A 24,992-nucleotide genomic window follows, 5' to 3' on the forward strand; every position below is an offset into this window, starting at 1 on the left:
TGTTAAGGAAAACAACCAAGTTTGCTTTTATTGATTTACCAATGCCATTAAGCGCAGGCCTGACCTGCCTGAATAACACCATCCCTGGGTGCCGCTTCCCGGCTCCTGGCCCACCATGCACCTCCATTGCTAGAAATCGAATTCCAGGTACCGTTCGGTGATTTGGGGCTTGACTACCTCCTTTAGATGCTCCGGATAGCCCAATTCCCAGGGGGAGGGGCCAACGTATTCGGAATAGCTGCCTGCAATTTTGATGAACCCCTCGGTAGAAATTTCCACTACCGTAAAAAGCGGGTCTTTGTACGGAGCGGTATACTTGATCCAGCGGAAGTCTTTGTCCACCGCTTCGCTGTACCGAATGTGGGCGTATTCCTCACCCAGCCATTTGTAGGACATGGAATTGATGGTAATGTACCAGATACCTTTCCTGTTTTCCACATGGTCGTGGTGGGTGTGCCCGTTAAAGCAGGCAATGATCTTCGATTTGGGATTCGCTTGGTTGTGTGCGTCGAACAGCGCCCGTACTTCGGCATCGTTTTCAATGGAGTACCGCTCACCGGGGTTGCCGGGGTCCGATCCGATTCCCTGATGCGAAAAGACGACGATCGGCATGGTGGAGGTGGCCAGTTGTTTCTGTAGCCATTGGATCTGGGCGGGTCCCATGTAAGAGCGGTATCCCTTTTGGTCCGGAAACTTTTTGTCGTTACCGTCGAGTACAATGAAAAGGAATCCCTTTTGCTTAAAGGTATAATACGAATTCTCCATGCCTCGGTAGGCGAGGGCCTCTTCAAGCGAGGTTCCTCCGTCCATTTCATGATTGCCGATCACGTGGTATTTGGGACCCGGAAAACGTTTCCACAGCTCGTAAAAGGGGGCATACTTTTCGTCAGGTATCAGAAAATCACCCAGTTCGATGATGAAATCCGGCTGGGCGATTTCCATGCTGTCAACAAAACTTGTGATTCGTTTTTCGGAGTCGTGCATGGTGGGCAGGTGCACGTCGCTGCACATGCCTATACGCACTGACTGGTAGTGGGGTGCTGGTTGGCAGTGAGCGAATAAGCAAATCAAAAGAATGCTAGCAAAAAACAGTCGCATAGATCGTTAGAATCATTTCTACATGAATACCGGGTAGGCGGCAGAAAGGACTAATATAAAAATGAACAAAGAAGTCCTCCTCCCCACTAGCATTCTTTTTTTGATAGTGTACGGACGTAGGTGCTACGCCTTTTTTAGGCACAGGTTTCCTGTGCGTTTGCAATGAATTGATGCGCGGTTTACCGCCGATAGACACCTATTTGCACCTATTTTTCTTGGGAATACATTCGCTGTAGTTCGCAAAATAGTCAGGTGGGTACAACAACCCAGGCATTTGCCATGCCTGTTCTGACAGAAAGCACGAAAGAAGGCTATGTCTTTAATTTCTGGCCGGTTTAAGCGATTACAAATGGGCTTGGGACGCGAATTAACTACCGAAAGCAGCGAAAAAAGGAAGTCGTAGGTACAAAATTCGCCCGATGGACGGTTTTAAGCAAACGAATGAAATTTGTTTTTTCCTTTGGACACCCGGCTATACTTCTGTAGGTTTTTTAAAATCCCTGGGCTTATCCGTTTGGCTGATGGGCTCGAACTTCTCTTCTATTTCTTCGCCGGTCAGGTAGCGATTGATCAATTCACGTACTTCCTGAAAGGACAGGTTGTGTAAGATTTTCCCATTTTTGGCCAGAGAAACCTGGCCGGTTTCTTCCGAAACAATCAAGATCAGTGCGTCGGTTGCTTCCGACATGCCGATGGCGGCCCGGTGGCGAAGACCAAACTGGGCAGGTACTTCCCGTTCGGTTACAGGCAGTATGCAGCGGGCGGCCTTTACCCGGCCATTGAAAATGATCACCCCACCGTCGTGCAGGGGAGAGTATTTGTTGAAAATCGATACCAGTAGGCGCTTGGATACCAGTGCATCGATAAGGTCTCCACTTTCAGCGTAGAATTTTAGCTCTGAATTTCTGGAAAGCACGATCAGGGCCCCGGTACTGCTTCCGGATAGGGTTTTGGAGGCCTCGATGATAGGCGTCACGTTAAACGCCTGGCTTTCCTTTTTTCGCCAGAAAAGAATCTCCTGCCAGAGGTTTTCGTTAGAAAAAATGGAGGACTTGCCGACGATTAACAAAAATTTTCGGATTTCCTGTTGAAACAAGATAATGGCAGCAAGCACACCCACACCCATAAACTGTCCCAAAATAATGGTTAGCAGTTCCATTTGCGCCGCGCTGACGACCAGGTAAATCAGGTAGATCGACAAAAACCCCAAAAATATCTTTATGGCCACACTTCCCCGCATCAACTTGTACACTTGGTAGATAAGTATACTTACCAGGGTAATGTCAATAAGATTGACCAGGGAAACGTCCAAAAAGCCTATTTTAAAGAGTAAGTTCAAGCGATCAGTTGTTTATAGAGTAATAGTGTTTCATTTGCTTCTTTTACATCGTGTACCCGCAGGATGCTTGCACCCTGCATCAGTGCCGCCATGTGTAGCGCTGTGCTTCCGTTTAGCGCCTCCTCGGGACTGCATTTTAGCACCTTGTAAATCATGGACTTACGTGACAAGCCTACCAAAAGTGGCAATTGTAAGGTTTTAAAAAGGGATATATTGCGGAGTAACTGGTAATTCTGCTCCAGATTTTTCGAAAAACCCAATCCTATATCTACAATAACATCTTTTATGCCAGCTTCGTAACAGGCCCGTATTTTTCGGGAAAAATAATCCAGCAATTCTTTTTCCAGGTGCTCGTACTGCGTTTGTCGCTGCATGGTTTGAGGCGTTCCTTTCATGTGCATGCAGATATACGGGGTTCCCAATTTTCCAACCGTATCGTGCATGCAGGCGTCCATAGCTCCTCCTGAGATGTCATTTACCATATCCGCCCCGGCCGCAACAGCTTCTTTGGCTACCCGGTGCCGAAACGTATCGATGGAAACCAGCGTCTCCGGAAACCGTTCCTTTATATCAGTGATAACGGAAATGACCCTTTTTAGTTCGGTTTCTTCGGCTACAAAATCAGCTCCCGGCCGGGAACTGTAGCCGCCGATATCCAAAATTTGGGCACCCTGTATCACCATAGTCTCGGCTTTGTCCAGTACTTCCTTTTTTCTGGAGCTGGTTCGACTCCCTTTAAAAAACGAATCCGGGGTGCTGTTGATGATTCCCATGATCCAGGGGCTGTTCAGGGCAAGGAGCTTTCCTTTTATCCGAAGTGTTATTTTTGGGGGAAATAAAGTATCTTCGGGCTTACTACCCGAATGTAGATTTTCTAACATAAAAACACCGTTGCTTTGGAAATGCAAACTGCAAGCGAATATAATGAAGTTATTGGCCTTTGTAAAGAACTTTTTAAGAAGAAAACACAGGATTACGGAACCGCGTGGAGGATTTTGCGGCTTCCCTCGCTGACTGACCAGCTTTTTATCAAAGCGCAACGCATTCGTTCCATTCAGGAAAAAGGCACCCAAAAAGTCACCGATTCCATTAAAGACGAGTTTGTGGGCATCATCAATTACTGCCTGATTGCCTTGATTCAGCTGGAATTGAGGGAGGACAAACGCATGGAGATCGATTTCAAGGAGTTGGAGCCCCTGTACGACAAATGGGTGCGTGCTACACAGGAATTGCTTGCCAATAAAAACCACGATTATGACGAAGCCTGGCGAAACATGCGGGTAGCTTCCATGACGGATATCATCCTAATGAAACTGCTGCGCGTCAAGCAAATCGAAGACCACCAGGGAAAGACCCTGGTATCCGAAGGTGTAGCGGCCAATTATCAGGACATGCTTAACTATGCGGTATTTTGTATGATAAAACTGAATCAGAATGATCGTTAAACTGCTCCTCGCTTCCGCCCGTTTTCTGGTGGGCGGCCTCTTTGTATTTTCGGGACTCATCAAGGTAAATGACCCCGTTGGTACCTCCATTAAGATGCAAGAATATTTCGATGTGTTTGCCACCGATATTTCTCCCCTATTTGCGCATCTAAAAGCACTTTCTCTGCCGATTGCCGTTTTACTGGTGGTGCTGGAAGTAGCCTTGGGAGTGATGGTGCTCACCGGCTGGAAAATTAAGACCGGCATCTACCTGCTGCTGGGGATGATCCTCTTTTTTACTTTTTTGACGTTCTATTCGGCCTATTTTAATAAAGTGACGGATTGTGGCTGTTTTGGCGATGCCATCAAGTTGACGCCTTGGGAGTCTTTTTACAAAGATCTGGTCCTGCTCGCCCTTATTTTGTTGTTGCTTGCGTTCAGAAAGCGACTTCCGGAGGGACGTTTTTTGCTGGGCAAGTGGATGACGATCGGATCCTTGCTGGTATCCCTGCTGCTTGCTGTTCTGGCCATCCGAAACCTGCCTTTTATTGATTTCCGAGCCTTTAAAGAAGGAGTGTCGATCCCCGAAGCCATGCAACCTTCCGCGAATCTGGAGTACCGGTACCTGATGCGTAAGGATGGAGAAACGGTGATCTTTGACCAATACCCCGACGACGAGCGCTACGAATTTGTGGAAATGCAGTTGAAAAACCCGGAAGCCTTACCGAAAATCTCGGACTTCGCCATTTGGAACGATGCCGGAGACCATACGGAAGAAATGCTTACTGGCAAGAAAGTGCTGCTGCTTTCCCACCAGATTTCTAAAATAGACCTTTCTATTGGGCAGATGGAACAGATCAGTGCACTGATCAATACTTTTCAAGGGACAGATGTGCAGGTGGTATTGGTAGCGGCCTCCTCGGAGGATGAGATGGAAACGTTCCTGAGCGACCACGGGCTGAAATTGGGCTATTACATGGCCGACGCTACCGTCGTAAAGACCATTATCCGATCCAATCCAGGAATCGTATTCCTGGAAGAGGGAAGGGTGCTAGGCAAGTTCCATTTCCGGAATACGCCGGACCCGGAAACGGCCAAAGCCTACTTTGCGCCATGATAGATCCAAAAAAGATCGTTTTGGTGGGCATGCCGGGAAGCGGTAAATCTACGCTGGGCCGTGTGTTGGCGGGAAAGATCAATTTCCCCTTTTACGACCTGGATGACTTGATTGAGGAGAAAGAAGGAAAGAAGATAGCCCGCATCTTTGCGGAAAAAGGGGAGGGGTATTTCCGAAAGCTAGAATCGTCCGTGCTCAGCGAGCGGCTCGCTGGTGGGGAAGCCTTTGTTTTGGCTACCGGCGGTGGGGCTCCTTGTTACAACGAAAACATGCAGCGGATCAACAGCAAGGGTGTGTCGGTATTTTTGGATGTGCCCTTGAATCACATTTTGCAACGGCTGACGCAAACAGCGCTGGACATCCGGCCCCTTTTTTCTGGTATGGACACCTCTGAAATCATCCTTAAGCTGAAAAACATGTACGTAGAGCGTAGCCCGTTTTACGAACAGGCAAAAATAAAGCTCAGGGGAGAAGATATCTCCCCTGAGCTTGTGATTGCTTCCTGGATGCCCTTATTAAAAGCGAAATCCTAGAGTCAGCATGCCGGTGATCCGGTTGTTTTCGGTAGTGGCCAAATCAGCACCGGGATAGGAGGTGTAAAAGCTGTTAAATTGACTATTGACCAGGCTGAAATCCACGCTGAAGGAGGGGAGTTTCAGTCCGACACCTCCCGAAATCTGCGTGGTGCTCCGGTCAAGTCCCCCGGTTTCTCCAAAGGGGTCGCCAAAGAAGGCATAGCCTGCCCGGAGGCGAAATTTTTGCAGGCGGTATTCGCCTCCAACGCTGTAGTTTATGGCTTGGGAATAGATGCGACGAATTTCGCTGTTGTCTTGTCCCGTATTAAATACGTTTGAACGTAAATTCGCGGTACTGTAGTCCAGGTAATTGATATCTCCGGAGATGAACCCATTTTTTCCAAAGAAGTAGGTCAGGCCTGCCCCCAGTTGCATCGGCGTGCGCAAGTTGTAACTGCTAATAAAAATATCCGTTTCCGCATCCGATTCGGCAATGGTTCCAAATTCGGGATCCTCGTAAGGGGGGGAGAAGTCGGCAAACAGGTCGGCGTCGTATTCCTCGTTTATCCGGTTCCAGGTCGGCGACTTGAAATTTAGTCCCAAATTCAGCTGATCTACTGGCTTGTAAATAACCCCTACGCCCAGATTGATTCCGGATCCTTCCAGGAAAAGATTTTCTTGCAGGGAGCTGAAGAGGGTGGTTTGTTGCCCACCGTCGTCAAAAAACTCTTCGTTGTAGGTTTTGGTGGAGCGGTAGAGAATGCTATTGATTCCCAGAGAGGCGCCCAGGAAGAGTTTATTTTTGTAATTCCCTCCGTATGAAAAACTGATTTGCGTCAGGTTCCCCGCGTTTTCGATCAGTTCGGATTTTTCGAGGGCGTTGCTGGCATTGGGTACAAAGCCATAACCACCACCATCTACTGGGTTGATCAGAAAGGCATCAAAAAACAAGGCATCCGTACCTGTAGGTACGCCCTGCTCGTTGTACAAGTCCACGTAGTAGTCGAGGATGGAACCTTGCTCCCGCTGGTTTGAAAAGTATCCGAAATCCTGGTTGTACGTTGATTGCCGGTTAAGGCTGATGCCAAACGAACCTCCCCGCCAGTCACCAATTTCCAACGGTCCCTTTGCCCGGCTGATCACTGCACCTATATTGGGCAGGGAGAAGTTGGTCGTATTGTAGCCTCGCAATTGATTTCTCAAAAAGGTATCCGAGGTCCAGTCTCCATAGGCAGCAGAAACACTGAATTCCGAGTTTTGGAAAAAACCCAGTCCCGCAGGATTTCCGTGTACATTGCTGATATCTCCTCCAAGTGACGTTTGCGTTCCTCCCAAAGCAGTAATGCGGGCGGAACCCGTCTGTCCAAACTGGCTAAACCTCAGCGCGTCTTCCACATAGCCGCTCTGTGCCTTCAGCTGCTGAAAATGAAAGATCAGCAGGACAGCCGTGGTAACGATTAATTTTAATCCTTTCATGTCAACTAAACTAGTTTTGATGAAGCGTTCTACGTGCTACAACGGATGTTTCCGTACGCTTCAGGGGTTTTCGAAATAAGAAAGACTTACTATCCGAAACGGAAATCGTGAAATTAAGTTGAAATATACGTACCGTCGGAGTAGAAGTTTAACTTATTTTATGAGGGTATCGGTGAGTCCAGGAAAGGCTGTGCGTCCCTGAGAAAGAATAAAAAAAGGAGTTGTTGGAAACGGAGAAAAAAAAGAGGGAATTAATTCCCTCTTCTACTGCCTCCGACACTACCTCCTCTGGATGCGCCTCCTCCGTAGCTGCTCCTGCTAGGAGCGCTGTAGGACGACGACGATCTGGATGGAGCAGAATAGGTGCTTCTGCTTGGAGAGGTAGATCGTTGTTGATAACTTGGTGTGGTTGTCCGAGTGGACCCACTTCGATTGTACGAAGGTGAAGCACTACGGCTATTGCTCCTTGGAGTCGAATAGGTAGATCGATTACTACTTCTAGAATTGTAAGTTCGCGAATTGCTATTTGAAGGCGATACGGAACGATTGTATGAATTACTACTCCTTGGTGCATTGTAACTGCTTCGAGTCGACGTGCTACCAGCGCGATTCATGGCTGGAGAATTGATGGTTCGTCGAGCCGGGGCTGCTGAAGCCGCATTGTAGTAATCATTTTGCGACCGAGAGAACGAATTGTTGGTCGCCGCGGTACGGTTTCTATTTAGCGCACTGCTATTCATCGCTTCCCTACGTGCAGATGCTCTGGATGAACTCGGCTGCGCAATATTTCGGGAAGATCTGTTTGCAGAATTTGCCAGAGAAGAAGACCTACCTGGTCGTGCACCCTGCACCACTGGTCGTCGGTTCCCTTCGTTACCTCCGGGAAGTACAATGATGTTATTGCCCCAGAAATTGTTGCCCCACATTCCTCCGCCGTACAATCCACCAAAACCGGGTCTGAATCCAAAACCAGGTCCCCAGAAGGGATCATAGAACCCAAATCCTGGCCTCATGAAGGGACTTCCCCAACCGAAGCCACCCATACCAAATCCCATACCGATGCTGAGATTAAATCCGGGTCGGAAACCAAACCCTGGTCCCCAGAAGGGATCGTAGAAGCCCATTCCTCCAAAGCCTGGTCCCCAGAAGGGATCGTAAAAACCGCCCATTCCCATCATCGGGAACATTCCCATTCCCATCATGGGACTCATGAAGAAATTATTGGTGACGCCGGCGTTGTTTCCGTTCGTTCCCCGATAATTATCGTATGCGTTAATATTCGGTTGGCCCTGCGGAAGGTCTCCGTTGGCTTGAGAGTCGTCAAAATAGACGGTTCCTTCCTCTTCCGCCGGGGCGGTTGAGCGTTGGTATTTGGCAATGTATTCGGGATTGACGTTTTTGGCAGAGAAATTATCTGCTTCCCGGTCAAACGAACGAATGTCTTCTATTTCCTTGAAATTATCAGGGTTGTTGTTTTTCACGGCGAATTCAGTGGCGATGCGCGCATCTGAAGCCATAAAATACAAGTTGTCGATTTCTTCGCCACCTCTGCTTGCCGTGTAGCTCGTGCTACAAGAAGCGAGGCCCAAAATCGCCAATGCACCTACGGTCCGAATTGGATTGAAATGAATCATGGGGTTTTCAGTTTATTACTCCCTACTATATACGGGAACATAGCAGGAGGGTTATCATTTTTTAAATTATATTTGCCTGAAATCAAGAATCGAAATATAGCGAGTTTTTTTATTACAACAAAGAAATACTAATGAGCAAAGGATTACCGAAACGAAGCGAGGATTATTCCCTCTGGTACAATGAATTGGTGAAAAGGGCGGATCTCGCGGAAAATAGTGCGGTGAGGGGCTGTATGGTGATCAAACCCTATGGATTCAGCATATGGGAAAAAATGCAGGCCGAATTGGACCGGATGTTTAAAAAGACGGGGCACTCCAATGCCTACTTTCCATTGTTCATCCCCAAGTCTTATTTATCCCGGGAAGCCAGTCACGTGGAAGGCTTTGCCAAAGAGTGCGCGGTGGTTACGCATTACCGCCTAAAGGCGGATCCCTCGGGAAAGGGAGTCATCGTAGACCCCGAGGCAGCGCTGGAAGAGGAGTTGATCGTCCGGCCCACTTCGGAAACCGTGATTTGGAGCACCTATAAAAACTGGATACAGTCCTACCGGGACCTTCCGCTGCTAATCAACCAATGGGCAAATGTGGTGCGCTGGGAGATGCGGACCCGCCTTTTTTTGCGGACTTCGGAATTTCTCTGGCAGGAGGGGCATACGGCGCACGAAACCAAAAAAGAAGCCGAAGAGGAGACCATCCGCATGATGAATGTCTACGCTACCTTTGCGGAAAATTTCATGGCCTTGCCGGTAATTAAAGGTAAAAAGTCCGAAAGCGAAAAATTTGCCGGTGCAGAATCCACCTATTGTATTGAGGCGATGATGCAGGACGGGAAGGCCTTGCAGGCCGGTACCTCTCATTTCCTGGGGCAAAATTTCGCCAAGGCCTTCGACGTGAAGTTTGCCACCCGGGAAGGAGGGCTGGAATACGTCTGGGGAACATCCTGGGGCGTAAGTACCCGGCTAATGGGTGCGTTGATCATGGCCCATTCCGACGATCAGGGATTGGTACTCCCACCAAAATTGGCGCCGATTCAGGTGGTAATTATTCCCATATTCAAGCGGGAAGACGAGTTGGAGGCCATTCGTGCCAAAGCCAACGAAATCATGGAATCCCTGGAAGACCTCGGGATTTCGGTAAAATTTGACGATCGGGATACCCACAAGCCGGGCTGGAAATTTGCGGAGTACGAACTCAAAGGCGTGCCCTTGCGCTTGGGTATCGGTCCCCGGGATTTGGCCAACAACACCGTCGAAATGGCCCGCCGCGATACGCTTAGCAAGTCCGTGGTGGACCTGGACGAACACCTTGCGGCAACAATACAGGAAACATTGGCGGATATACAGGAATCCATCTACCGCAAGGCATCGGCCTTTACGCAGGAGAAAACCACCACAGTAGACACCTGGGAGGATTTTGTGGAGGTGCTGGAACAAAAAGGAGGATTTATTGCTGCCCACTGGGATGGCACCGCGGAAACCGAAGAACGCATCAAGGAGCAAACAAAAGCCACCATCCGCTGCATTCCGTTGGATCAGCAAGCCGAGGAAGGCAGCTGCATCCTGACCGGTAAACCTTCCGTAGGGCGGGTGCTCTTTGCCCGGGCTTATTGAGGAGGTGGTAGAAAATAGTATCGCTGCTACTACAGATGAATTCGGCTTTGGGCTTTCTATTGTTCCGATTTCTTGTAAATTTACAAAAGTCCGGCGTTGTCGGGGCTTGATACTAATAATTCCAATACATGGCCTGGTTAATCGTAGGAAGCCTTATTCTGTTTGGGGCACTTCTGGTACTGCTGGAAGTGGTGTTTGTCCCCGGAACCACCCTGGTAGGAGGGCTGGGACTCTTATTCACCGGAGCCGGGGTCTATTATGCGTTTCTCAGTTTTTCCACCGGGGTTGGGTACACGGTTCTTGCATTAAGCCTTCTGGTAAATCTGGGATTTCTCGTCTACGGGTTTAAGTCCGGGGTATGGAAGCAGTTTGCCTTGAAAGATACGCTGCAAAACCGCACCTACGACGATCGGCTTGCCGGACTGGAAATCGGTCAGATCGGCCGCACCATTTCGGATTGCAAACCCTATGGAAAAGTAGAAATTGGAGAAAAAATGTACGAAGCCAAATCCGAGGGCGGATTTATTGCCGCCGGAACCAAGGTGACCGTACTGAAAATTGCTAACAATACACTTATCATAAAACCGTAAATCATGGACATTTCTAATTCGGCCTTTATTTTGATCGCGGCGTTTGCCGGCCTGATCCTCCTCTTTGTCTTCTTGTATTTTGTACCGGTCAATCTTTGGATTACCGCCATCTTTTCCAATGTAAAAGTTGGCTTATTGGAGTTGGTGGGGATGCGGATCCGGAAGGTGCCTCCCGGAGTGATCGTTAATTCCCTTATCACGGCCACCAAGGCCGGGCTAAACCTGACCACCAACGACCTGGAAACCCACTACCTGGCGGGAGGAAACGTGCCCAATGTGATTCGGGCACTGATTTCCGCCGATAAGGCAAACATCACCCTTTCCTTCAAGCAAGCTACGGCAATTGATCTGGCCGGAAGGGATGTATTCGAAGCCGTGCAGATTTCGGTCAATCCCAAGGTGATCAATACCCCCAGCGTGGCCGCAGTGGCTGCGGATGGCATTCAACTTATTGCCAAAGCCAGGGTGACCGTTCGTGCCAATATCGCCCAACTCGTGGGTGGGGCCGGGGAAGAAACCATCCTTGCCCGGGTAGGAGAGGGGATCGTTACCTCCATTGGTTCTGCCAAAAATCACAAAAGCGTGCTTGAAAATCCGGATAAAATCTCCAAACTGGTTTTGGAGCGGGGTTTGGATGCGGGAACGGCCTTTGAGATTCTTTCGATAGATATTGCAGATATCGACGTTGGATCCAATATCGGTGCCAAATTGCAGATAGATCAGGCCACTGCGGATTTGAAAGTAGCCGAGGCGCGGGCCGAAGAAAGACGAGCCATGGCTGTAGCCTTGGAGCAGGAGATGAAAGCCAAGAATGTAGAAATGAAAGCCAAGGTCACCGAAGCGGAAGCAGAAATCCCAAAGGCGATTTCAGAAGCTTTCCGTTCCGGAAATTTGGGAATCATGGATTATTACAAAATGGAGAACGTAAAATCCGACACCAGCATGCGGGACTCCATCGCCAATTCGGATGAAAGCAAATCTGGAGGATCGAAAGGGAGCGACAAAAAATAATGTAACCAAACGGGGGCCTTAGGCTCCCGTTGTTTTCCTCTTTTTCTTTGCCTTTTTTCCAGCAGTCTCCTTTTCGAGAGCCGTCTCGTTTGCCTCACTTTTCGCCAGGATTTTCTGATTTTCCTCGTCAAATAGTATCCGGCTGTAATACAGCGGTAGCACAAAATCCCCATTTTCCTGCATGATGCCGTAGCTGCCTTCCTTGCGAACCAGAATTTGGTTTGGACCTTCCCTGCGGATTTCGTCAAATTGCGGGCTGCAGATCAGATGGCCATTGGGTTTGGCCAGGCCGAAAAGCCCGTTTTTTTCCAGCAGGTAATACCCGTCTTGCGTCCGACTGATGCGGTCACAGGCCTCTCCTAGTTTTTCCCCATTTCGGCCAATGAGCTGCCGTTGCTCCCCTTCCCGTACGACTGCAACTCCCTGCGAAAAGGGACCGGCAGCATCGAAATCATAGGGAACGGACAGCTCGTTTGCAGCATTGATATAGCCCCATTTACTGCCCACCTGCACGGCGGCCAGGCCTTCCGAAAAAGGAAGAACCCGGTCGTATTGGGCCTTGATTGCGGTGTTTCCCGTAGCGTCTACGTACCCATAGCTTCCGCCCATCCTGGCACCATACAAGCCTTCATTTCCAGGTAGCAGCTGGCTGGCTGCGGCCGTGGGCCGCACTTCCCATTTGCCCTCCGGATTAAGCAGACCGGTGGAAGCGTCCCGGAAATGAACGTTGTAATAGTCATCAATTTTTCGCACCGAATCCATGCCCACAATGTCTAGCAGGATTCCGTCCTTTTTCATGATTCGCCGGAGTTTTCCATGGATGTATTCCACCAGTACCCCCTTTTCTATACTTATTTGGTGAAAACTGTTGTACCGGATATCGGCGTCTGTGGAAAGGGCATTGATCAACAAGTACTCCCGGTCATTTTTGGCAAAGAAATGGTTTTCTTCCAGGTGGCTGATTTCGTCAATAATGGGTTCCAGTATGTATGTACCTTCTCGGTTGATTAAACCGTAACCCGATGCTTCCTGGGCCAGGATCACATCCGGTGCTGGGTCCGTAAGGGAAACAAACCGCCGATCGGGCTCTGGTGACAAGGGCAGTGCAAAGGATCCGTCCGCATGCCGGGCAATTACCTGCCCGTTTCTCGCAATTCGCGCTTCGGCGAAAGAACCAATCGCCCGAGTAGTTCGCTGACCCCGGTCATACACGAAATAGTCCGTCCCCTTTCTTGCCAGAAGATGGGTGTAAAAGGTGGTGATTTCGTCGTATGTGCTTTCCAGCACCTGTTCTCCATATTCATGGAAGGCCCCGTAATTTTTTCCGTTTTTGATCACAATCCAGGGCTCCATGTACTGGTACAGGCGTGCGCTGTCGATCCGGGCAAAGGAATTGTATTCGGGGTCCAGAAAAGACAAATCATCCTCCCAAACGTTAATCCGTAAGGAGTTTCCAAGGAGGAAAATATTGCCGGAAGCAATCTTTTTTTCCAGGTTAAAATTGCTATCAAAGACTTCCCAGGTTTGCGCCTGAGTTTTGGGAAGTACTACCGACCACAGTAGAGCGAAAAATAGAATACCAATTGGGTAGTTTTTTTGCATACGGACTTCGTTTGACGTGAAAGTAAAAATAAACCGGCGTAATTTCAATTAAAAAAAACGGTCGCAACAAACGAAGACAAAAAGAAACGCGCACTAGTCCCCATAATGGAAGCAAGTAGTTATTCCTGCTTTTTCTCCTCTTGCTTTTCCAGGTCGAAAAGGTCGTTGATGATATCAATCATTTCCTCTGCCTGATCCCGCTTGCAGGCAGCCCGCAATTGTACCACCGGTACCTTTAGGATTTTCTGCATCATGCTCTTGGTGATTTTATCGATGATTTCGAACTGGTTGTCGGAGGTGTTTTTCAGATACCGTTCCAATTCTTCCTTGCGTATTTGTTCCAAACTGTTTTTCAGTTTGTTGATGGTAGGGGATACCATCATTTCTTTTTTCCAATCGTAAAATTCACGGATACTCTCTTCAATAATTGCCTCTACCAATGGAATGGCCGCGGTGCGTTTGCTTAGCGTCTCACTGGCTTTGCTTCGAATGTTATCCACATTGTACAACAACACACCCGGAATGTCTTCCAGAGCAGTATCAATGCTCCTGGGTACAGACAGGTCCACAAATAGTTTGTAGCTCTTTATTTCAAAATTGCTTACCAAACCCTTTGTGATAAAAGGTTGAGATTTCATGACAGAGGAAATGATCACGTCCGAATCTTTCATGGCCTCGAAGCAATCTTCAAATGGGATGGCTTCAAAGCCGTATTCAGCAGCGAGGACCTCTGCTTTGGTATACGTCCGGTTCGAAATCACGATGCGGGCATCTTTCAGATAGGCCAAATTTTTAGCGACGTCCTCTCCGATTTCACCCAATCCGATCAACAATACCCGGGGTTGGTGGGTATTGGAAGTCAATTCTTCTATCAGTTCTACGGCGGCGTAGGAGACCGATGCGGCTCCATCCCGGAACGCCGTTTCTTGTACCACCTTCTTATTGGTGAAAAAGATGGTGTGCATCAACCGGTGAAGAAACGGACCAGCCATCTCCATATCTGCGGCTGCCTGATAGGCTCTTTTCACCTGATTGGCTATTTGCATGTCCCCGATTACCTGTGCTTCCAGGCCCATGGCCACCCGAAATAGATGCTCTATGGCATCTTTATCGTTAGGAAACAAATCAAAGTATTCCAGATAGGAAATCGTATCAACCAGCCCTTTTTCCAAACCTACCAGCTTGATGATCTCGGTTGAAAGATCCAATTCATGGCTGTAATAGATTTCCGTGCGGTTACAGGTCGAAAGAATCAAGGTATCCGTAAGGCTAAAAAATTCCTTTAATTTTCCAAGCAGCGAACGCACAGCACCCTCATCCAACGAAACCAGTTCCCTGATTTCTACAGGGGCGTTTTTGTATGAGAGACTTAAAGCTTTAAACTTTGATTGCATGGACACGATACTTTCGGCTACAAATTTATTACAGAAAACGGACGAAAGGAATTAATTCAGTCACTGGAAATTAATTTATAATCCTTCTAAATAATTTTCCCATCCACTTCTCAACATGCAATAATGCGAATTTTTGGAATATAATTCCAATATTATTAATTTATGAAGGCAATAGATAAAACCGATGGCGGATAAGTTGTTTTATTTTCTAAAGGGTTACCTGGGTTTTACCCGAAAAGAGTCCAGGGGATTCGTCTTCGTTATTCCCCTGCTGTTGGTTCTGCACGCGGTTCCCAGCCTGATTTCGGGTTATTTGCGATCCGTAGAACAAAAGAAATACCGGAGGTACCTTGAGGCGGCAGATGCACTCCCCGAGATATCCTTGCAGTCACCGGTCAATTCTGATACCACACTCCGCACCGCCTCGTTTCAGGAGGAAAAGGGCAAGCGGGGTACCGAAAGAAAGGCGGGCGGACTCAGTCGACCCCAAGCGCCAGGTTTAAACACGGTGCTGTTTCCGGAGGCTGGTTCGGTAGAACTGCAGATGGTATCGGGCGTGGGGCCGGTCCTTTCGGCACGTATTGAGGCCTTTCGTGAAAAACTTGGAGGATTTCATTCTCCGGCACAATTGCTGGAAGTGTACGGTATAGACGGGGAGCTGGCGGACAAAATTTATGCAGTATTCCCTTTTCAGGCCAGAATAGTCCGAACCATTGCGATCAATGAACTGGAGGTCGGGGAGCTGGCAAACCATCCCTATATCGGTTTTGGAGAGGCCAAGGTAATTGTCGCGTACCGGAAGCAACACGGGCCCTATACGCGTGCTGCAGACCTACTTCAAATCAAGATATTCACTGAAGAATGGGTGGATCGCATTGCGCCTTACCTGAGTTTTTAGGACACATTTTTAAAAAGGTATTGGCCGGATGGTTTTTTTCCCGCAACTTTGCATCATGGTCGACAAGCTGCAGCATTGGCGTGAACAAAAGTTAAACCTACCTGCTTTTGATGTTCGGTTCCGGGAGGAAGAAAATGGGAATGTGTCGATTTTTGATCCCCTGAGAAGGAAGTACCTGGTGCTTACCCCGGAAGAATGGGTTCGGGTTCATCTGGTCCACTACTTGACGGCGTATTTGGACTACCCGAAAAGTTTGATTTCTCTGGAACGAGGGCTTCGATACCACGTCCTACAAAAGCGGTTTGATATTCTCGTCAGGGACCGGACCGGTGCAGCTTTTTTATTGATTGAATGCAAGGCTCCGGGAATCCCCCTTACCCAAAAAGTGGTGGAACAGGTCAGTGTGTACAATCAAAAAATTCAGGCGGCCTTTTTAGGGATCAGCAATGGAAACACACACATCTGCATGCAACGAGACGCCGGAACGGGAAAGTACAGGCAGATTCAGCATTTTCCCGATTTTTCAAGTTAGCTTTCCAAACTAAATTACAGAAATAGTGAAAGTTCAGTGACTTTAGTCATGTAAATTAGTAAATTTAGGGTATAGATTTCCAGTGAATTTGACAACGCAACATGAACAATCCGGTAAAAAACACCCCCTGTGAATTGTGTTTGAGTAGAAAGTTTTCCATGTTTTCGGATTTGGGAGAAGCCCACCTATGCACCGTTTCCGATAGCAAGAACTTCATTTCTCACAAAAAAGGTCAGATACTGTATTACGAGAATACCAAACCGTTGGGAGTTTTTTGTGTCAACAGCGGGGTGGTAAAGATTTTTAAGACTGCCTCCAATGGAAAAGAACAAATCATTCGTCTGGCGAAAAAAGGTGATTTTGTAGGGTATACCTCCCTTATAGGCGAGGAGGCGTATTCTACGACCGCTACGATTGTGGAGGACGCCAAGATTTGCTTCGTCCCGAAGGAGGTTTTTCTGAAGGTGTTGGGCGAGGATAACAACTTCCACCGCCGCCTAACCCAAGCCCTCTGCCACGACATGGGCGTCATGGAAAGCAAGTTGACCGATGCTACCCAGAAATCCATTCGGGAACGCCTGGCCCTGGCTCTGTTAAAATTGGGTGATAGTTACGGCGTAGACGGGGGCAACAAGCAACGATTGGATATCACCCTGACGCGGGAGGAAATTGCCGGGATTGTGGGTACCGCTACCGAAACAGTGATTCGCCTGCTGTCAGAGTTTAAAAAAGATGGTTTGATCGATCTTCAGGGGAAGAAAATTCTGCTGCTGGACCGAAAAGGACTTGCACGCCTGTCGGACTTCTACGGCTGAGTCCGGCCGGTTCATTCGGAAAGGCCGGTAATTTTTTCAAGGATTAATTTCCGAAATTCGACTTCGGCTCCCTCTGCCTGTACCGCAATTTGCCCGCTGCTGGCGGTAGCATTGTAGCCGTCGTTGACGAGGTCGCCGTTTACCCATACGCGCACCCGATCTTCAAAGCATTCGATGACCATTTCATTCCAGGCCCCCGGAGGGTTTTCCGAGCCGTCGGTTAGGTTCAGAATGCGTCGGTTTTTTCCCTCGGTAATGCCCCAATCTTTTTTCGGTCCCCTTCGCGCTACCATGTTGTCCACCTCAATGTCTTCCACGATGCACCAGAAATCGCCAGCATTTTCGTGCATCATTTGGACTTCGATGGATTTGGGAAACATCCCGTACAGCGACCGGGGTGCAGAGGCGTGGACCAATATGCCGCAATTGCCCGTCTCTCCCGGGAAACGGTACTCGGCGGTAATACGGTAGTTTTCATGGATCGCATCACTGATCAGATGCCCCTGAGGGGTTCCCAGGCTCACGAGCATGCCGTCTCGAACCAAAAAAGAAGGTCCCAGGTCCGGATTCTTATCTTTTTCGGGGACATCGGCATGCCAGCCACTCAGGTCTTTTCCGTTAAATAAGGGTACGTGTTGCCCCTTCGCAGCAAAGACGAGCAAAAAGGCTGCAAGCATGGGTAAGTAAAAAAAAGGCTTCATCGGCATCATGGGTTCCTGTTGGTGGATAGAATAGGGCCGGAAGCAAGGCAATCCCCTACTTCCGGCGCTTGGATGAAAAGAAGAAAAGACCTTCGGGTCTTACCCGATCAGGTTGCCCTCATCGTCCCATTGGGCAATGGTGCCTCGGGTGGAGATATCCAGGTAAACGTCCTTGTACTTGGGATCGTTTTGGAGACCGTGCTTGGCCAAAACGGCTTCCGGTACTCCATCCCAGGCATTGGGACGGTTTCCTACGTAGCCCAGGTCTTTAAACCCCTCTTCGCTGGTAAAAAAACCGGTCGCAGTCAGGTTGCGGAGCATGTTGAAAAACCGAACGCCACCTTCGTTTTCAGGTTTGGCTTTGTCTGGCCAGGCAATCTCGTCAATGACCTGAATGCGTTGTGCTTCGCTGATTTCGAGAAATTTTGCACCAAACATTTCGTCGGAAAGGTGATCCAGCCACAACAGCCCTCCCCGCATGGGGGTTTGGTACGTAGGGATGTCTTTCATCATGAACTCAATGAAATCCGGGACACCGGCCTGCGTAGCACTGCCCGAAGTATCGTCTGCGGGAATAATGATGTCTACCAGTATATCCAGTTTTTTTCGTTCTTCTTCGGTAAAAAAAGTTTGAGACTTGAGGGTTTCGTTGTGAAGAATTTCCTCTGGGGTACGGCCATAACTCCCAAATTCACCGATAGTAGGATTGTGTGGAATTTCCGTGGATTCGGGTGCCTCGGGACCACAGCCCGTAAAAAGGAAGCCCGAAGCCAGGGACCCCGTGAATAACAGCTTTAAATTTTCTCTTCTGTTCATGGCTTAGATGTTTTGCTTTGCTAATTGATCGATGATGTATTCGGAGGTTCTCCAGGAAAGTGCCAGTATGGTCCAGGTGGGGTTTTTATCGGCTTGTGAGACAAATGGTCCGCCATCGACCACAAATAGATTTTTGCAATCGTGCGCCTGGGAGAACTTATTGAGTACGGAAGTCTCCGGGTTGTCACCCATACGGGTGGTTCCCACTTCGTGAATGATCCTCCCGGGCTTGTGCAAACCGTACTGTTGCTCGGCTCCCGGCTTGGATCCCAGAATAATGGCCCCCATGCTGCCCAGTATTTCCTCAAAGGTATCGTGCATGTGCCTGGCTTGCTTGAGCTCCTGATCGGTCCACTTGTAGTGAAATTTCAAAACAGGAATCCCGTATTTGTCGACCACCTGGTTGTCGATTTCACAGTAGTTGCTGTACTGCGGGATGCTTTCGCCTCTTCCCGACATGCCCACGGTGCTGCCATAAAATCGGCGAATGTCTTTTTTCAAGCCCTCACCGTATCCACCATTCGGACTCGGGTTGCCAAATTCGTCTTTCACGTACTTGCGCATGGTATCCATCCCACCGCCAAAGCCGTAGGAAGGCATACCCATCCCACCCCAGTACTCAATGTGGTAGCCTCGGGCAAAATCCAGGTTTTTTTCGTTGAGCCACCAGGGTGTGTAAACGTGCATGCCGCCGACTCCGTCCTCGTTGTACCGCTCCCGGTCCATCATGTCTGGCAGAATGCCCATGCGGTCGGCCCCGGTAGAATCGTGCAGGTAGTGCCCGACTTGTCCCGAGCTGTTTCCCAATCCATTGGGATGGGTCTGGGATTTGGAATTGAGCATGATTCGGGCGGATTCGCAGGCAGAGGCACCGAGCACCACCACCCGGGCATTGAGGGTATATTCCTGCATGTCCAGCTTGCTGATGTACCGTACGCCGGTGGCTTCGCCCCGATCATTGGTAACCACCTTGCGCACCATGGCCATGGTAAACAGATCCACTTGCCCTTTTTTCATGGCAGGTTTTACCAGACAGGTACCGGAAGAGAAATCTGCATACACCTGACAGGCCCGGTTGCATTGGCTACAGAAAAAGCAGGTGCCCCGGTCGTTAGTTACAGGTCGGGTCAAGATGGACAACCTGGATGGAATCACGGGAATCCCAACCTTATCGGCTCCTTTTTTGATATGCAATTCGTGCAAACGCGGCTTCGGTGGGGGAAGGAAAAAACCGTCCGGCTCGTTGCGAATCCCCTCCTTGGAGCCAAATACGCCTATCAGCTGATCTACCTTGTCGTAGTAGGGTGCGACGTCTTCGTAGCCTATCGGCCAATTATCACCCATCCCGTCCAGGTCTTTTCGTTTGAAATCCAAGGGACCAAAACGAAGGGAAATTCGCCCCCAATGGTTGGTCCTGCCGCCCAGCATTCGGGACCGAAACCAATCAAACTCACTGTCGTCGCCCCGGGTGTAGGGCTCTCCTTCGATGTCCCAGCCACCAATGGCGGCATCAAAATCGCCAAAGGGCCGAACGGTTCCGGCACCCCTGCGTGGGGATTCCCAAGGAGGACGAAGCTGTGTCCGGTGTTCCTCTTTGGCCGGGTCAAAATCTGCACCTGCCTCGACTACTGCTACTTTTAACCCGGCTTCGGCCAGGATTTTTGACGCCATGCCACCTCCTGCTCCCGATCCCACGATCACTACATCGTAGGCATCCCCGGCAGTTTGGATATGTGTACTCATAAACTTGTTCTTTGATTAAAATTTTTCAAAAAGTAAGATAATTTTCTTAAAATAAAAAACGAATTGTCGTTCTGACCCGGAATACCGGAGGATCCGAAATCGGGCTATTCGGCAACGCCCGTCTACAGCAAGGGTTGCAGGTATTGCCAAACGGTTTCCGCTACGAGCAGGTGCCCCTCCTCCGTGGGATGTATGCCATCCGGTAAATTTAATTCGGGGTCCCCGGCTACACCTTCCAGGAGAAATGGAATCAGTGCTACCCCGGTCTCTGCCGCGATTTGGGCGTACATACTCCGGAAATCTGCAGCGTACTCGGTACCCATGTTCGGCGGGATTTGCATGCCGGCCAGTACAATTTGGGTCTCGGGGTATTTTTCGCGTACCTGTGAAATAATGCCCCTCAGGTTTTTTCGGGTTTCTTCCAGCGATATCCCCCGCAGGCCGTCGTTTCCACCCAGTTCGAGGATAAACAGGTCGGGCTGCTCCTCCAGAAACCAATCCAGACGACTCAATCCGCTCGCCGTGGTCTCGCCGCTTAATCCGGCATTGATGACGCGGTAATCCATCCCAAGACTATCGATCCGATCCTGGATCAAGGCAGGAAAGGCATCTTCTTCGTCAATCCCGTACCCCGCAGTAAGGCTATTTCCAAAAAATAAAATCGTTTTTACAGCGGTTTCTGCCTGCTGGCTGGCTTCGGTATTTTCGGTCTCTTGTTTCTCCGGTTGTTTTTGACTACAGGAAAGCACCAGGAATACCGGCAGTACAATCAGAATTAATCGATGGATACGTTTCATGAATAGTAAATTTGACAAGAAATTAGCGTTCATTTATCAAAATTACTAAACTTAATTCACTATTGTTTTTGTTAACAGGGGATAAGTATTTTTATTTGAAGTGTATGAATGTATTGAAAGTTGAAAATCTGACGAAAAATTACCGAAGTGGCAACCGGGAGCTTACCGTATTGGACGAGGTGAATTTTGAAGTGGCATTGGGGGAAACCCTTTCGATCGTGGGCCCCTCCGGAAGCGGAAAAACCACCCTTCTGGGACTCTGCGCAGGATTGGATGTGGCCAGTTCTGGATCCGTAGTTTTGGACGGGCAGGCATTGGAAACCCTGACTGAAGACCAACGCGCGGGCGTACGGAACCAATTGGTGGGATTTATTTTCCAGAATTTTCAACTCCTACAGACCCTTACAGCCCTGGAAAACGTCATGGTTCCACTGGAATTAAAGAAACGGAAAGATGCCCGGGAAAAAGCCCTGGAACTGTTGCGAAAAGTCGGCCTGGAAGACCGGGTTACGCATTATCCCAACCAGCTTTCAGGGGGCGAGCAACAACGGGTTTCCATCGCCCGGGCCTTTGCCAACGAACCGAAGATTCTGTTTGCTGACGAACCGACCGGCAACCTGGATACCGAAACGGGAGAAATGGTGGAAAATTTGATTTTTAAACTGAACGAGGAAGAAGGGACCACCTTGATTTTGGTTACTCACGATTTGGAATTGGCCGCCCGGACCCATCAGTCCATTCATATTAAAGGTGGTAAATTACAGGAGGCGCTCAATGGTTGATTGGAAATGGTCCCTGTTGATGGCCAAAAGAGACCTGCGAAAAACGGGAGGAAGGCTCATTCTTTTTGTATCCGCTATTGTGACCGGGATCGCCGCGTTGGTAGCCGTGACCTCCTTTGGTGATAACCTTAGTAAAGACATTGACGAGCAAGCCAAGGAATTGCTTGGAGCAGATTTGTCCCTGGAAAAGAACCAGCCCATTGAGTTTCCCGACCTTGAAGACCGGGCCGCAAGGCGGGCCCTGGAGGTGAATTTTGCCTCCATGGTCTATTTTCCCAAAGTAGGCGAAAGCAGGCTAACCCAGGTGCGTGCCCTGGAGGGAGATTTTCCGTTTTATGGAAGTCTGGAAACCCTACCTGCTGCAGGTGACGGGGAATTCCGAAAGGGAGGGAAACGCGCCTTGGTTGAAAAAACCCTCCTGGCCCAGTTCGGAGCCAGCGTGGGGGACCGCATTAAAGTGGGCAATGTTACCCTGGAAATCGTTGGCGCCTTGCAAAAGGTTCCCGGGCAAAACGGCATTACCGCCACCGTGGCACCTGCTGTCTACATTCCCATGGACCAATTGGAAGCCTCGGGCCTGGTACAGTACGGCAGCCGCGTCAATTACGTGCATTATTTCCAATTTCCGGAAGAATTTGACCTGGAAGCTCTGATTACCGAAAAAAAAGAATCCTGGGAAGAGGATAAAGTCAGGCTCGAAACGGTGCAGTCCCAAAAGGAGTCCACGGGAAGGTCGTTTCAAAACCTGTCAAACTTCCTGGTATTGGTGGCATTTATCGCCGTCCTCCTGGGATGCGTGGGAGTGGGGAGCGCCATCAATGTCTTCGTAAAGGAAAAATTACCCTCGGTCGCGGTATTGCGCTGCCTGGGCGTACGCGCAAAGGAAATCGTATTTGTATACCTGGTGCAGATTTTTATCATGGGACTCTTTGGTTCCCTCCTGGGTGCAACCGCCGGCGCTTTTTTGCAGTTTTTGCTGCCACTTGTCTTTAGTGACTTCCTCCCAGTGGAAGTAACGGTGCAGGTTTCCTGGAGAGCGGTGGCGATGGGTACCATTACCGGGGTGTTGATATCGGTGTTGTTTGCCTTGATCCCACTGCTGAAAGTCCGGAAGGTTTCTCCCATGATGACGCTGCGACCAGACGATCCTGCCGCCGGTTTTGGAAAAGATCCGCTTCGCTGGATGGTGCTGTTGGCTATCTTGTTGTTTATTCTGGGATTCAGCTATTACCTGCTGGAAGAGTGGGACCAAACGTTTTGGTTTACGGGATTTGTGGTGTTTGCCTTTGGATCCTTGTGGCTATTGGCCGTAGGGATTATGAAGGCCATTCGGAAATTTTTACCCATCTCCCTGAACTACCCCGTCCGACAGGCCTTGTCCAACCTGTACCGACCCAATAACCAAACCGTTTCTCTGCTGGCGACCATTGGCCTGGGAACGGCCATGATCGGTACGCTCTTTTTTATTCAGGATCAGCTACTCGATGAGGTGCGCTTTGCGGATAAGGAAGATCAGCCAAACATGCTGTTCTTTGACATACAAACCCATCAGGTAGACAGCATGAAAGCGGTACTGGAGGCGGAAGGGCTGCCCGTGCTGCAACATGTCCCTATCGTGACCATGGGGGTAGCAGAGGTTAACGGTCTCACCAAACAAGACAATGAGGAACTGGAGGAAGAAGAACGACGGTCCAATTCGATGTACAACCGGGAATTTCGGGTCACTTACCGCGATACCCTGATCGCCACGGAAGAGTTGACCGCTGGAAAGTTGGTGCCATTCGGAAAAAGCGACAGCATTTTTGTTTCCATGGAAGAAGGCTACGCCGAGAGAAACAATGTTTCCCTGGGGGATGAGGTGGTATTCAACGTGCAGGGAAGGCCGCTTACTACCTATGTGGGGAGCTTTCGGAAAGTGAATTTTCGGCGGGTATCAACGAATTTCCTTGTGGTTTTCCCGGACAGGGTACTGGACAATGCCCCCAAGTTTCACGTGTTGATCACCCGTACCAAAAACGATCAGGAATCCGCAGACCTGCAAAATCTCATCGTGCGTCAATTCCCCAATGTTTCGGTCGTAAACCTCAGCATGATCGTAGAAACCCTTGAGGATATTCTAGGAAAAATTAGCTTTGTCATCCAATTCATGGCCTTGTTTAGTATACTCACGGGTGTGTTGGTGCTGATTAGTTCGCTGTTGATTAGCAAATTTCAACGGATTCGGGAAAATATCCTGCTGCGTACCATCGGCGCCAGCCGCAATACGTTACTAAAAATTAACGCGCTGGAATACTTGTTCCTCGGAGGGTTGGCTGCCGGGGGTGGTATCCTGCTATCGGTACTGGCGGCTTTTCTGCTAACCCGGTACGTATTTGAGATATCCTTTCGCATGGAATGGGGCCCCTTAGCCCTGGTTTTTTTCCTGATCACCCTCCTTACGGTGATTTTGGGCTGGATCAATAGCACCAGTATTTTAAAAGCAAAAACCATGGATATCCTGCGAACCTAAGGGTGGTTTTCAACCGCTACGTTGAGGGGTAAAGAAAAAATTGGAAAAAAAGCGCTGCATCCTGAACTTTTTGATTACTATTAATGTCTATACATTAAATACAATCGAAATTAAATGAAAATTGAAGAGGAGATTAGGCAAAAGCCATTCAAAGATGTTTACAACAAAGCGGTGGTCAACCTGCTGTATACCCACAGTTACCTGGTCACCCGACAGAGCAAAATTTTTAAGCCCTTTGACTTATCTCCCGAGCAATACAATGTGCTCCGCATCTTACGGGGACAGCACCCCAGCCCGATCACGGTATCGTCTATACAAGACCGGATGCTTAACAAAATGAGTAATGCTTCCCGACTGGTGGAGAAGTTAAAGGTAAAAGGTATGGTGAACCGGACAGAATGTGCCGAAGATCGGCGACAGGTAGATATCACCATCACAGAAAAAGGGCTGGCCGTTTTGAAGGAGTTGGAAGAAGAAGTAAAAAAATTCAATAAAGACACCCTTCACTTGACAGAAGCAGAAGTAGAAACACTCAACGAACTTCTAGACAAATTGCGTGGGTAAAAAAATTTACCTAAATAAATGTATA

The 24,992-nt window shown here is 49.0% G+C and carries 23 protein-coding genes; 12 read left to right on the forward strand and 11 right to left on the reverse strand.

Annotation, left to right across the window (positions count from 1 at the left end; all coding sequences use genetic code 11):
- Positions 1-129: 129 nt before the first annotated feature.
- The 3 genes from GCU44_RS07960 to folP all read right to left on the reverse strand — a co-directional run bounded on the left by GCU44_RS07960 (position 130) and on the right by folP (position 3,318).
- Positions 130-1,098 carry a metallophosphoesterase family protein gene (locus tag GCU44_RS07960; RefSeq protein ID WP_154855786.1) on the reverse strand — a complete coding sequence of 323 codons (969 nt, stop codon included), beginning with the start codon at positions 1,096-1,098 and terminating at the stop codon, positions 130-132.
- Positions 1,099-1,570: 472 nt separating this feature from the next.
- The gene (cdaA, locus tag GCU44_RS07965) at positions 1,571-2,437 is read right to left on the reverse strand and encodes a diadenylate cyclase CdaA (protein ID WP_092174115.1); all 867 of its coding nucleotides are present in this window, start codon (positions 2,435-2,437) and stop codon (positions 1,571-1,573) included.
- Positions 2,434-3,318 carry a dihydropteroate synthase gene (gene folP / locus GCU44_RS07970; RefSeq protein WP_154855788.1) on the reverse strand — a complete coding sequence of 295 codons (885 nt, stop codon included), beginning with the start codon at positions 3,316-3,318 and terminating at the stop codon, positions 2,434-2,436. Before folP ends, cdaA begins: the two co-directional genes overlap by 4 nt.
- Positions 3,319-3,333: 15 nt before the next feature.
- Between folP and GCU44_RS07975 the strand changes: the two genes are divergently transcribed.
- Genes GCU44_RS07975 through GCU44_RS07985 form a run of 3 tightly spaced genes read left to right on the forward strand, consistent with a single transcriptional unit; the run spans position 3,334 to position 5,511 of the window.
- Positions 3,334-3,882: a DUF1599 domain-containing protein gene (locus tag GCU44_RS07975; RefSeq protein WP_154855790.1), complete on the forward strand. Its 549-nt coding sequence runs from the start codon at positions 3,334-3,336 to the stop codon at positions 3,880-3,882.
- The gene (locus tag GCU44_RS07980) at positions 3,872-4,978 is read left to right on the forward strand and encodes a BT_3928 family protein (RefSeq protein ID WP_154855792.1); all 1,107 of its coding nucleotides are present in this window, start codon (positions 3,872-3,874) and stop codon (positions 4,976-4,978) included. Before GCU44_RS07975 ends, GCU44_RS07980 begins: the two co-directional genes overlap by 11 nt.
- On the forward strand, positions 4,975-5,511 hold the full coding sequence (locus GCU44_RS07985) for a shikimate kinase (protein WP_154855794.1): 537 nt from the start codon (positions 4,975-4,977) through the stop codon (positions 5,509-5,511). The genes GCU44_RS07980 and GCU44_RS07985 overlap by 4 nt, the downstream gene beginning before the upstream one ends.
- On the opposite strand, the gene GCU44_RS07990 is transcribed toward GCU44_RS07985, so the two are convergent.
- Together GCU44_RS07990 and GCU44_RS07995 are read right to left on the reverse strand one after the other, a co-directional pair.
- Positions 5,494-6,969 (reverse strand): OmpP1/FadL family transporter, encoded by a 1,476-nt coding sequence (locus tag GCU44_RS07990; protein ID WP_154855796.1) that lies wholly within the window; start codon positions 6,967-6,969, stop codon positions 5,494-5,496. The two genes, GCU44_RS07985 and GCU44_RS07990, sit on opposite strands and share 18 nt — an antisense overlap.
- A 251-nt stretch (positions 6,970-7,220) precedes the next feature.
- On the reverse strand, positions 7,221-8,603 hold the full coding sequence (locus tag GCU44_RS07995) for a hypothetical protein (protein WP_154855799.1): 1,383 nt from the start codon (positions 8,601-8,603) through the stop codon (positions 7,221-7,223).
- Between the two features lie 131 nt (positions 8,604-8,734).
- Between GCU44_RS07995 and proS the strand changes: the two genes are divergently transcribed.
- The 3 genes from proS to floA all read left to right on the forward strand — a co-directional run bounded on the left by proS (position 8,735) and on the right by floA (position 11,814).
- A complete protein-coding gene (gene proS / locus GCU44_RS08000) occupies positions 8,735-10,213 on the forward strand; it encodes a proline--tRNA ligase (RefSeq protein WP_154855801.1) in 1,479 nt (492 codons plus the stop codon).
- Between the two features lie 128 nt (positions 10,214-10,341).
- The gene (locus GCU44_RS08005) at positions 10,342-10,803 is read left to right on the forward strand and encodes an NfeD family protein (RefSeq protein WP_092174138.1); all 462 of its coding nucleotides are present in this window, start codon (positions 10,342-10,344) and stop codon (positions 10,801-10,803) included.
- Positions 10,804-10,806: 3 nt separating this feature from the next.
- Entirely contained in the window at positions 10,807-11,814 is a 1,008-nt protein-coding gene (floA, locus tag GCU44_RS08010) for a flotillin-like protein FloA (RefSeq protein ID WP_092174140.1), read from the forward strand.
- A gap of 18 nt (positions 11,815-11,832) precedes the next feature.
- Here the strand turns inward: floA and GCU44_RS08015 are convergent, their stop codons facing one another.
- On the reverse strand, positions 11,833-13,416 hold the full coding sequence (locus GCU44_RS08015) for a WG repeat-containing protein (protein WP_154855803.1): 1,584 nt from the start codon (positions 13,414-13,416) through the stop codon (positions 11,833-11,835).
- 119 nt (positions 13,417-13,535) lie between these two features.
- On the reverse strand, positions 13,536-14,810 hold the full coding sequence (hemA, locus tag GCU44_RS08020) for a glutamyl-tRNA reductase (RefSeq protein ID WP_154855805.1): 1,275 nt from the start codon (positions 14,808-14,810) through the stop codon (positions 13,536-13,538).
- Between the two features lie 184 nt (positions 14,811-14,994).
- Here hemA and GCU44_RS08025 point away from each other — a divergent pair, with 184 nt between their 5' ends.
- The 3 genes from GCU44_RS08025 to GCU44_RS08035 all read left to right on the forward strand — a co-directional run bounded on the left by GCU44_RS08025 (position 14,995) and on the right by GCU44_RS08035 (position 17,055).
- Positions 14,995-15,708 carry a ComEA family DNA-binding protein gene (locus tag GCU44_RS08025; protein ID WP_154855807.1) on the forward strand — a complete coding sequence of 238 codons (714 nt, stop codon included), beginning with the start codon at positions 14,995-14,997 and terminating at the stop codon, positions 15,706-15,708.
- 55 nt (positions 15,709-15,763) lie between these two features.
- Positions 15,764-16,240, forward strand: a complete 477-nt coding sequence (locus GCU44_RS08030) for a type I restriction enzyme HsdR N-terminal domain-containing protein (RefSeq protein ID WP_154855809.1) — start codon at positions 15,764-15,766, stop codon at positions 16,238-16,240.
- Positions 16,241-16,341: 101 nt separating this feature from the next.
- On the forward strand, positions 16,342-17,055 hold the full coding sequence (locus GCU44_RS08035) for a Crp/Fnr family transcriptional regulator (protein WP_092174153.1): 714 nt from the start codon (positions 16,342-16,344) through the stop codon (positions 17,053-17,055).
- An 11-nt stretch (positions 17,056-17,066) separates the two neighbouring features.
- Here the strand turns inward: GCU44_RS08035 and GCU44_RS08040 are convergent, their stop codons facing one another.
- The 4 genes from GCU44_RS08040 to GCU44_RS08055 all read right to left on the reverse strand — a co-directional run bounded on the left by GCU44_RS08040 (position 17,067) and on the right by GCU44_RS08055 (position 21,112).
- Entirely contained in the window at positions 17,067-17,756 is a 690-nt protein-coding gene (locus tag GCU44_RS08040) for a 3-keto-disaccharide hydrolase (RefSeq protein WP_154855810.1), read from the reverse strand.
- Positions 17,757-17,855: 99 nt separating this feature from the next.
- A complete protein-coding gene (locus tag GCU44_RS08045) occupies positions 17,856-18,572 on the reverse strand; it encodes a gluconate 2-dehydrogenase subunit 3 family protein (RefSeq protein WP_092174156.1) in 717 nt (238 codons plus the stop codon).
- 3 nt (positions 18,573-18,575) lie between these two features.
- A complete protein-coding gene (locus GCU44_RS08050; RefSeq protein WP_092174159.1) occupies positions 18,576-20,315 on the reverse strand; it encodes a GMC oxidoreductase in 1,740 nt (579 codons plus the stop codon).
- A gap of 122 nt (positions 20,316-20,437) precedes the next feature.
- A complete protein-coding gene (locus GCU44_RS08055) occupies positions 20,438-21,112 on the reverse strand; it encodes an arylesterase (RefSeq protein ID WP_154855812.1) in 675 nt (224 codons plus the stop codon).
- Positions 21,113-21,216: 104 nt separating this feature from the next.
- On the opposite strand from GCU44_RS08055, the gene GCU44_RS08060 reads away from it, so the two are divergent.
- The 3 genes from GCU44_RS08060 (at position 21,217) to GCU44_RS08070 (ending at position 24,967) form a co-directional block, all read left to right on the forward strand.
- Positions 21,217-21,894 carry an ABC transporter ATP-binding protein gene (locus tag GCU44_RS08060; RefSeq protein WP_092174166.1) on the forward strand — a complete coding sequence of 226 codons (678 nt, stop codon included), beginning with the start codon at positions 21,217-21,219 and terminating at the stop codon, positions 21,892-21,894.
- Positions 21,887-24,403: an ABC transporter permease gene (locus tag GCU44_RS08065; protein WP_154855814.1), complete on the forward strand. Its 2,517-nt coding sequence runs from the start codon at positions 21,887-21,889 to the stop codon at positions 24,401-24,403. Before GCU44_RS08060 ends, GCU44_RS08065 begins: the two co-directional genes overlap by 8 nt.
- A gap of 114 nt (positions 24,404-24,517) precedes the next feature.
- Complete coding sequence (locus GCU44_RS08070) at positions 24,518-24,967, forward strand: MarR family winged helix-turn-helix transcriptional regulator (RefSeq protein ID WP_092174171.1); 450 nt, start codon at positions 24,518-24,520, stop codon at positions 24,965-24,967.
- Positions 24,968-24,992: the final 25 nt, after the last annotated feature.

It is taken from the genome of Cyclobacterium xiamenense (assembly GCF_009467825.1).
GTDB classification, from domain to species: domain Bacteria; phylum Bacteroidota; class Bacteroidia; order Cytophagales; family Cyclobacteriaceae; genus Cyclobacterium; species Cyclobacterium xiamenense.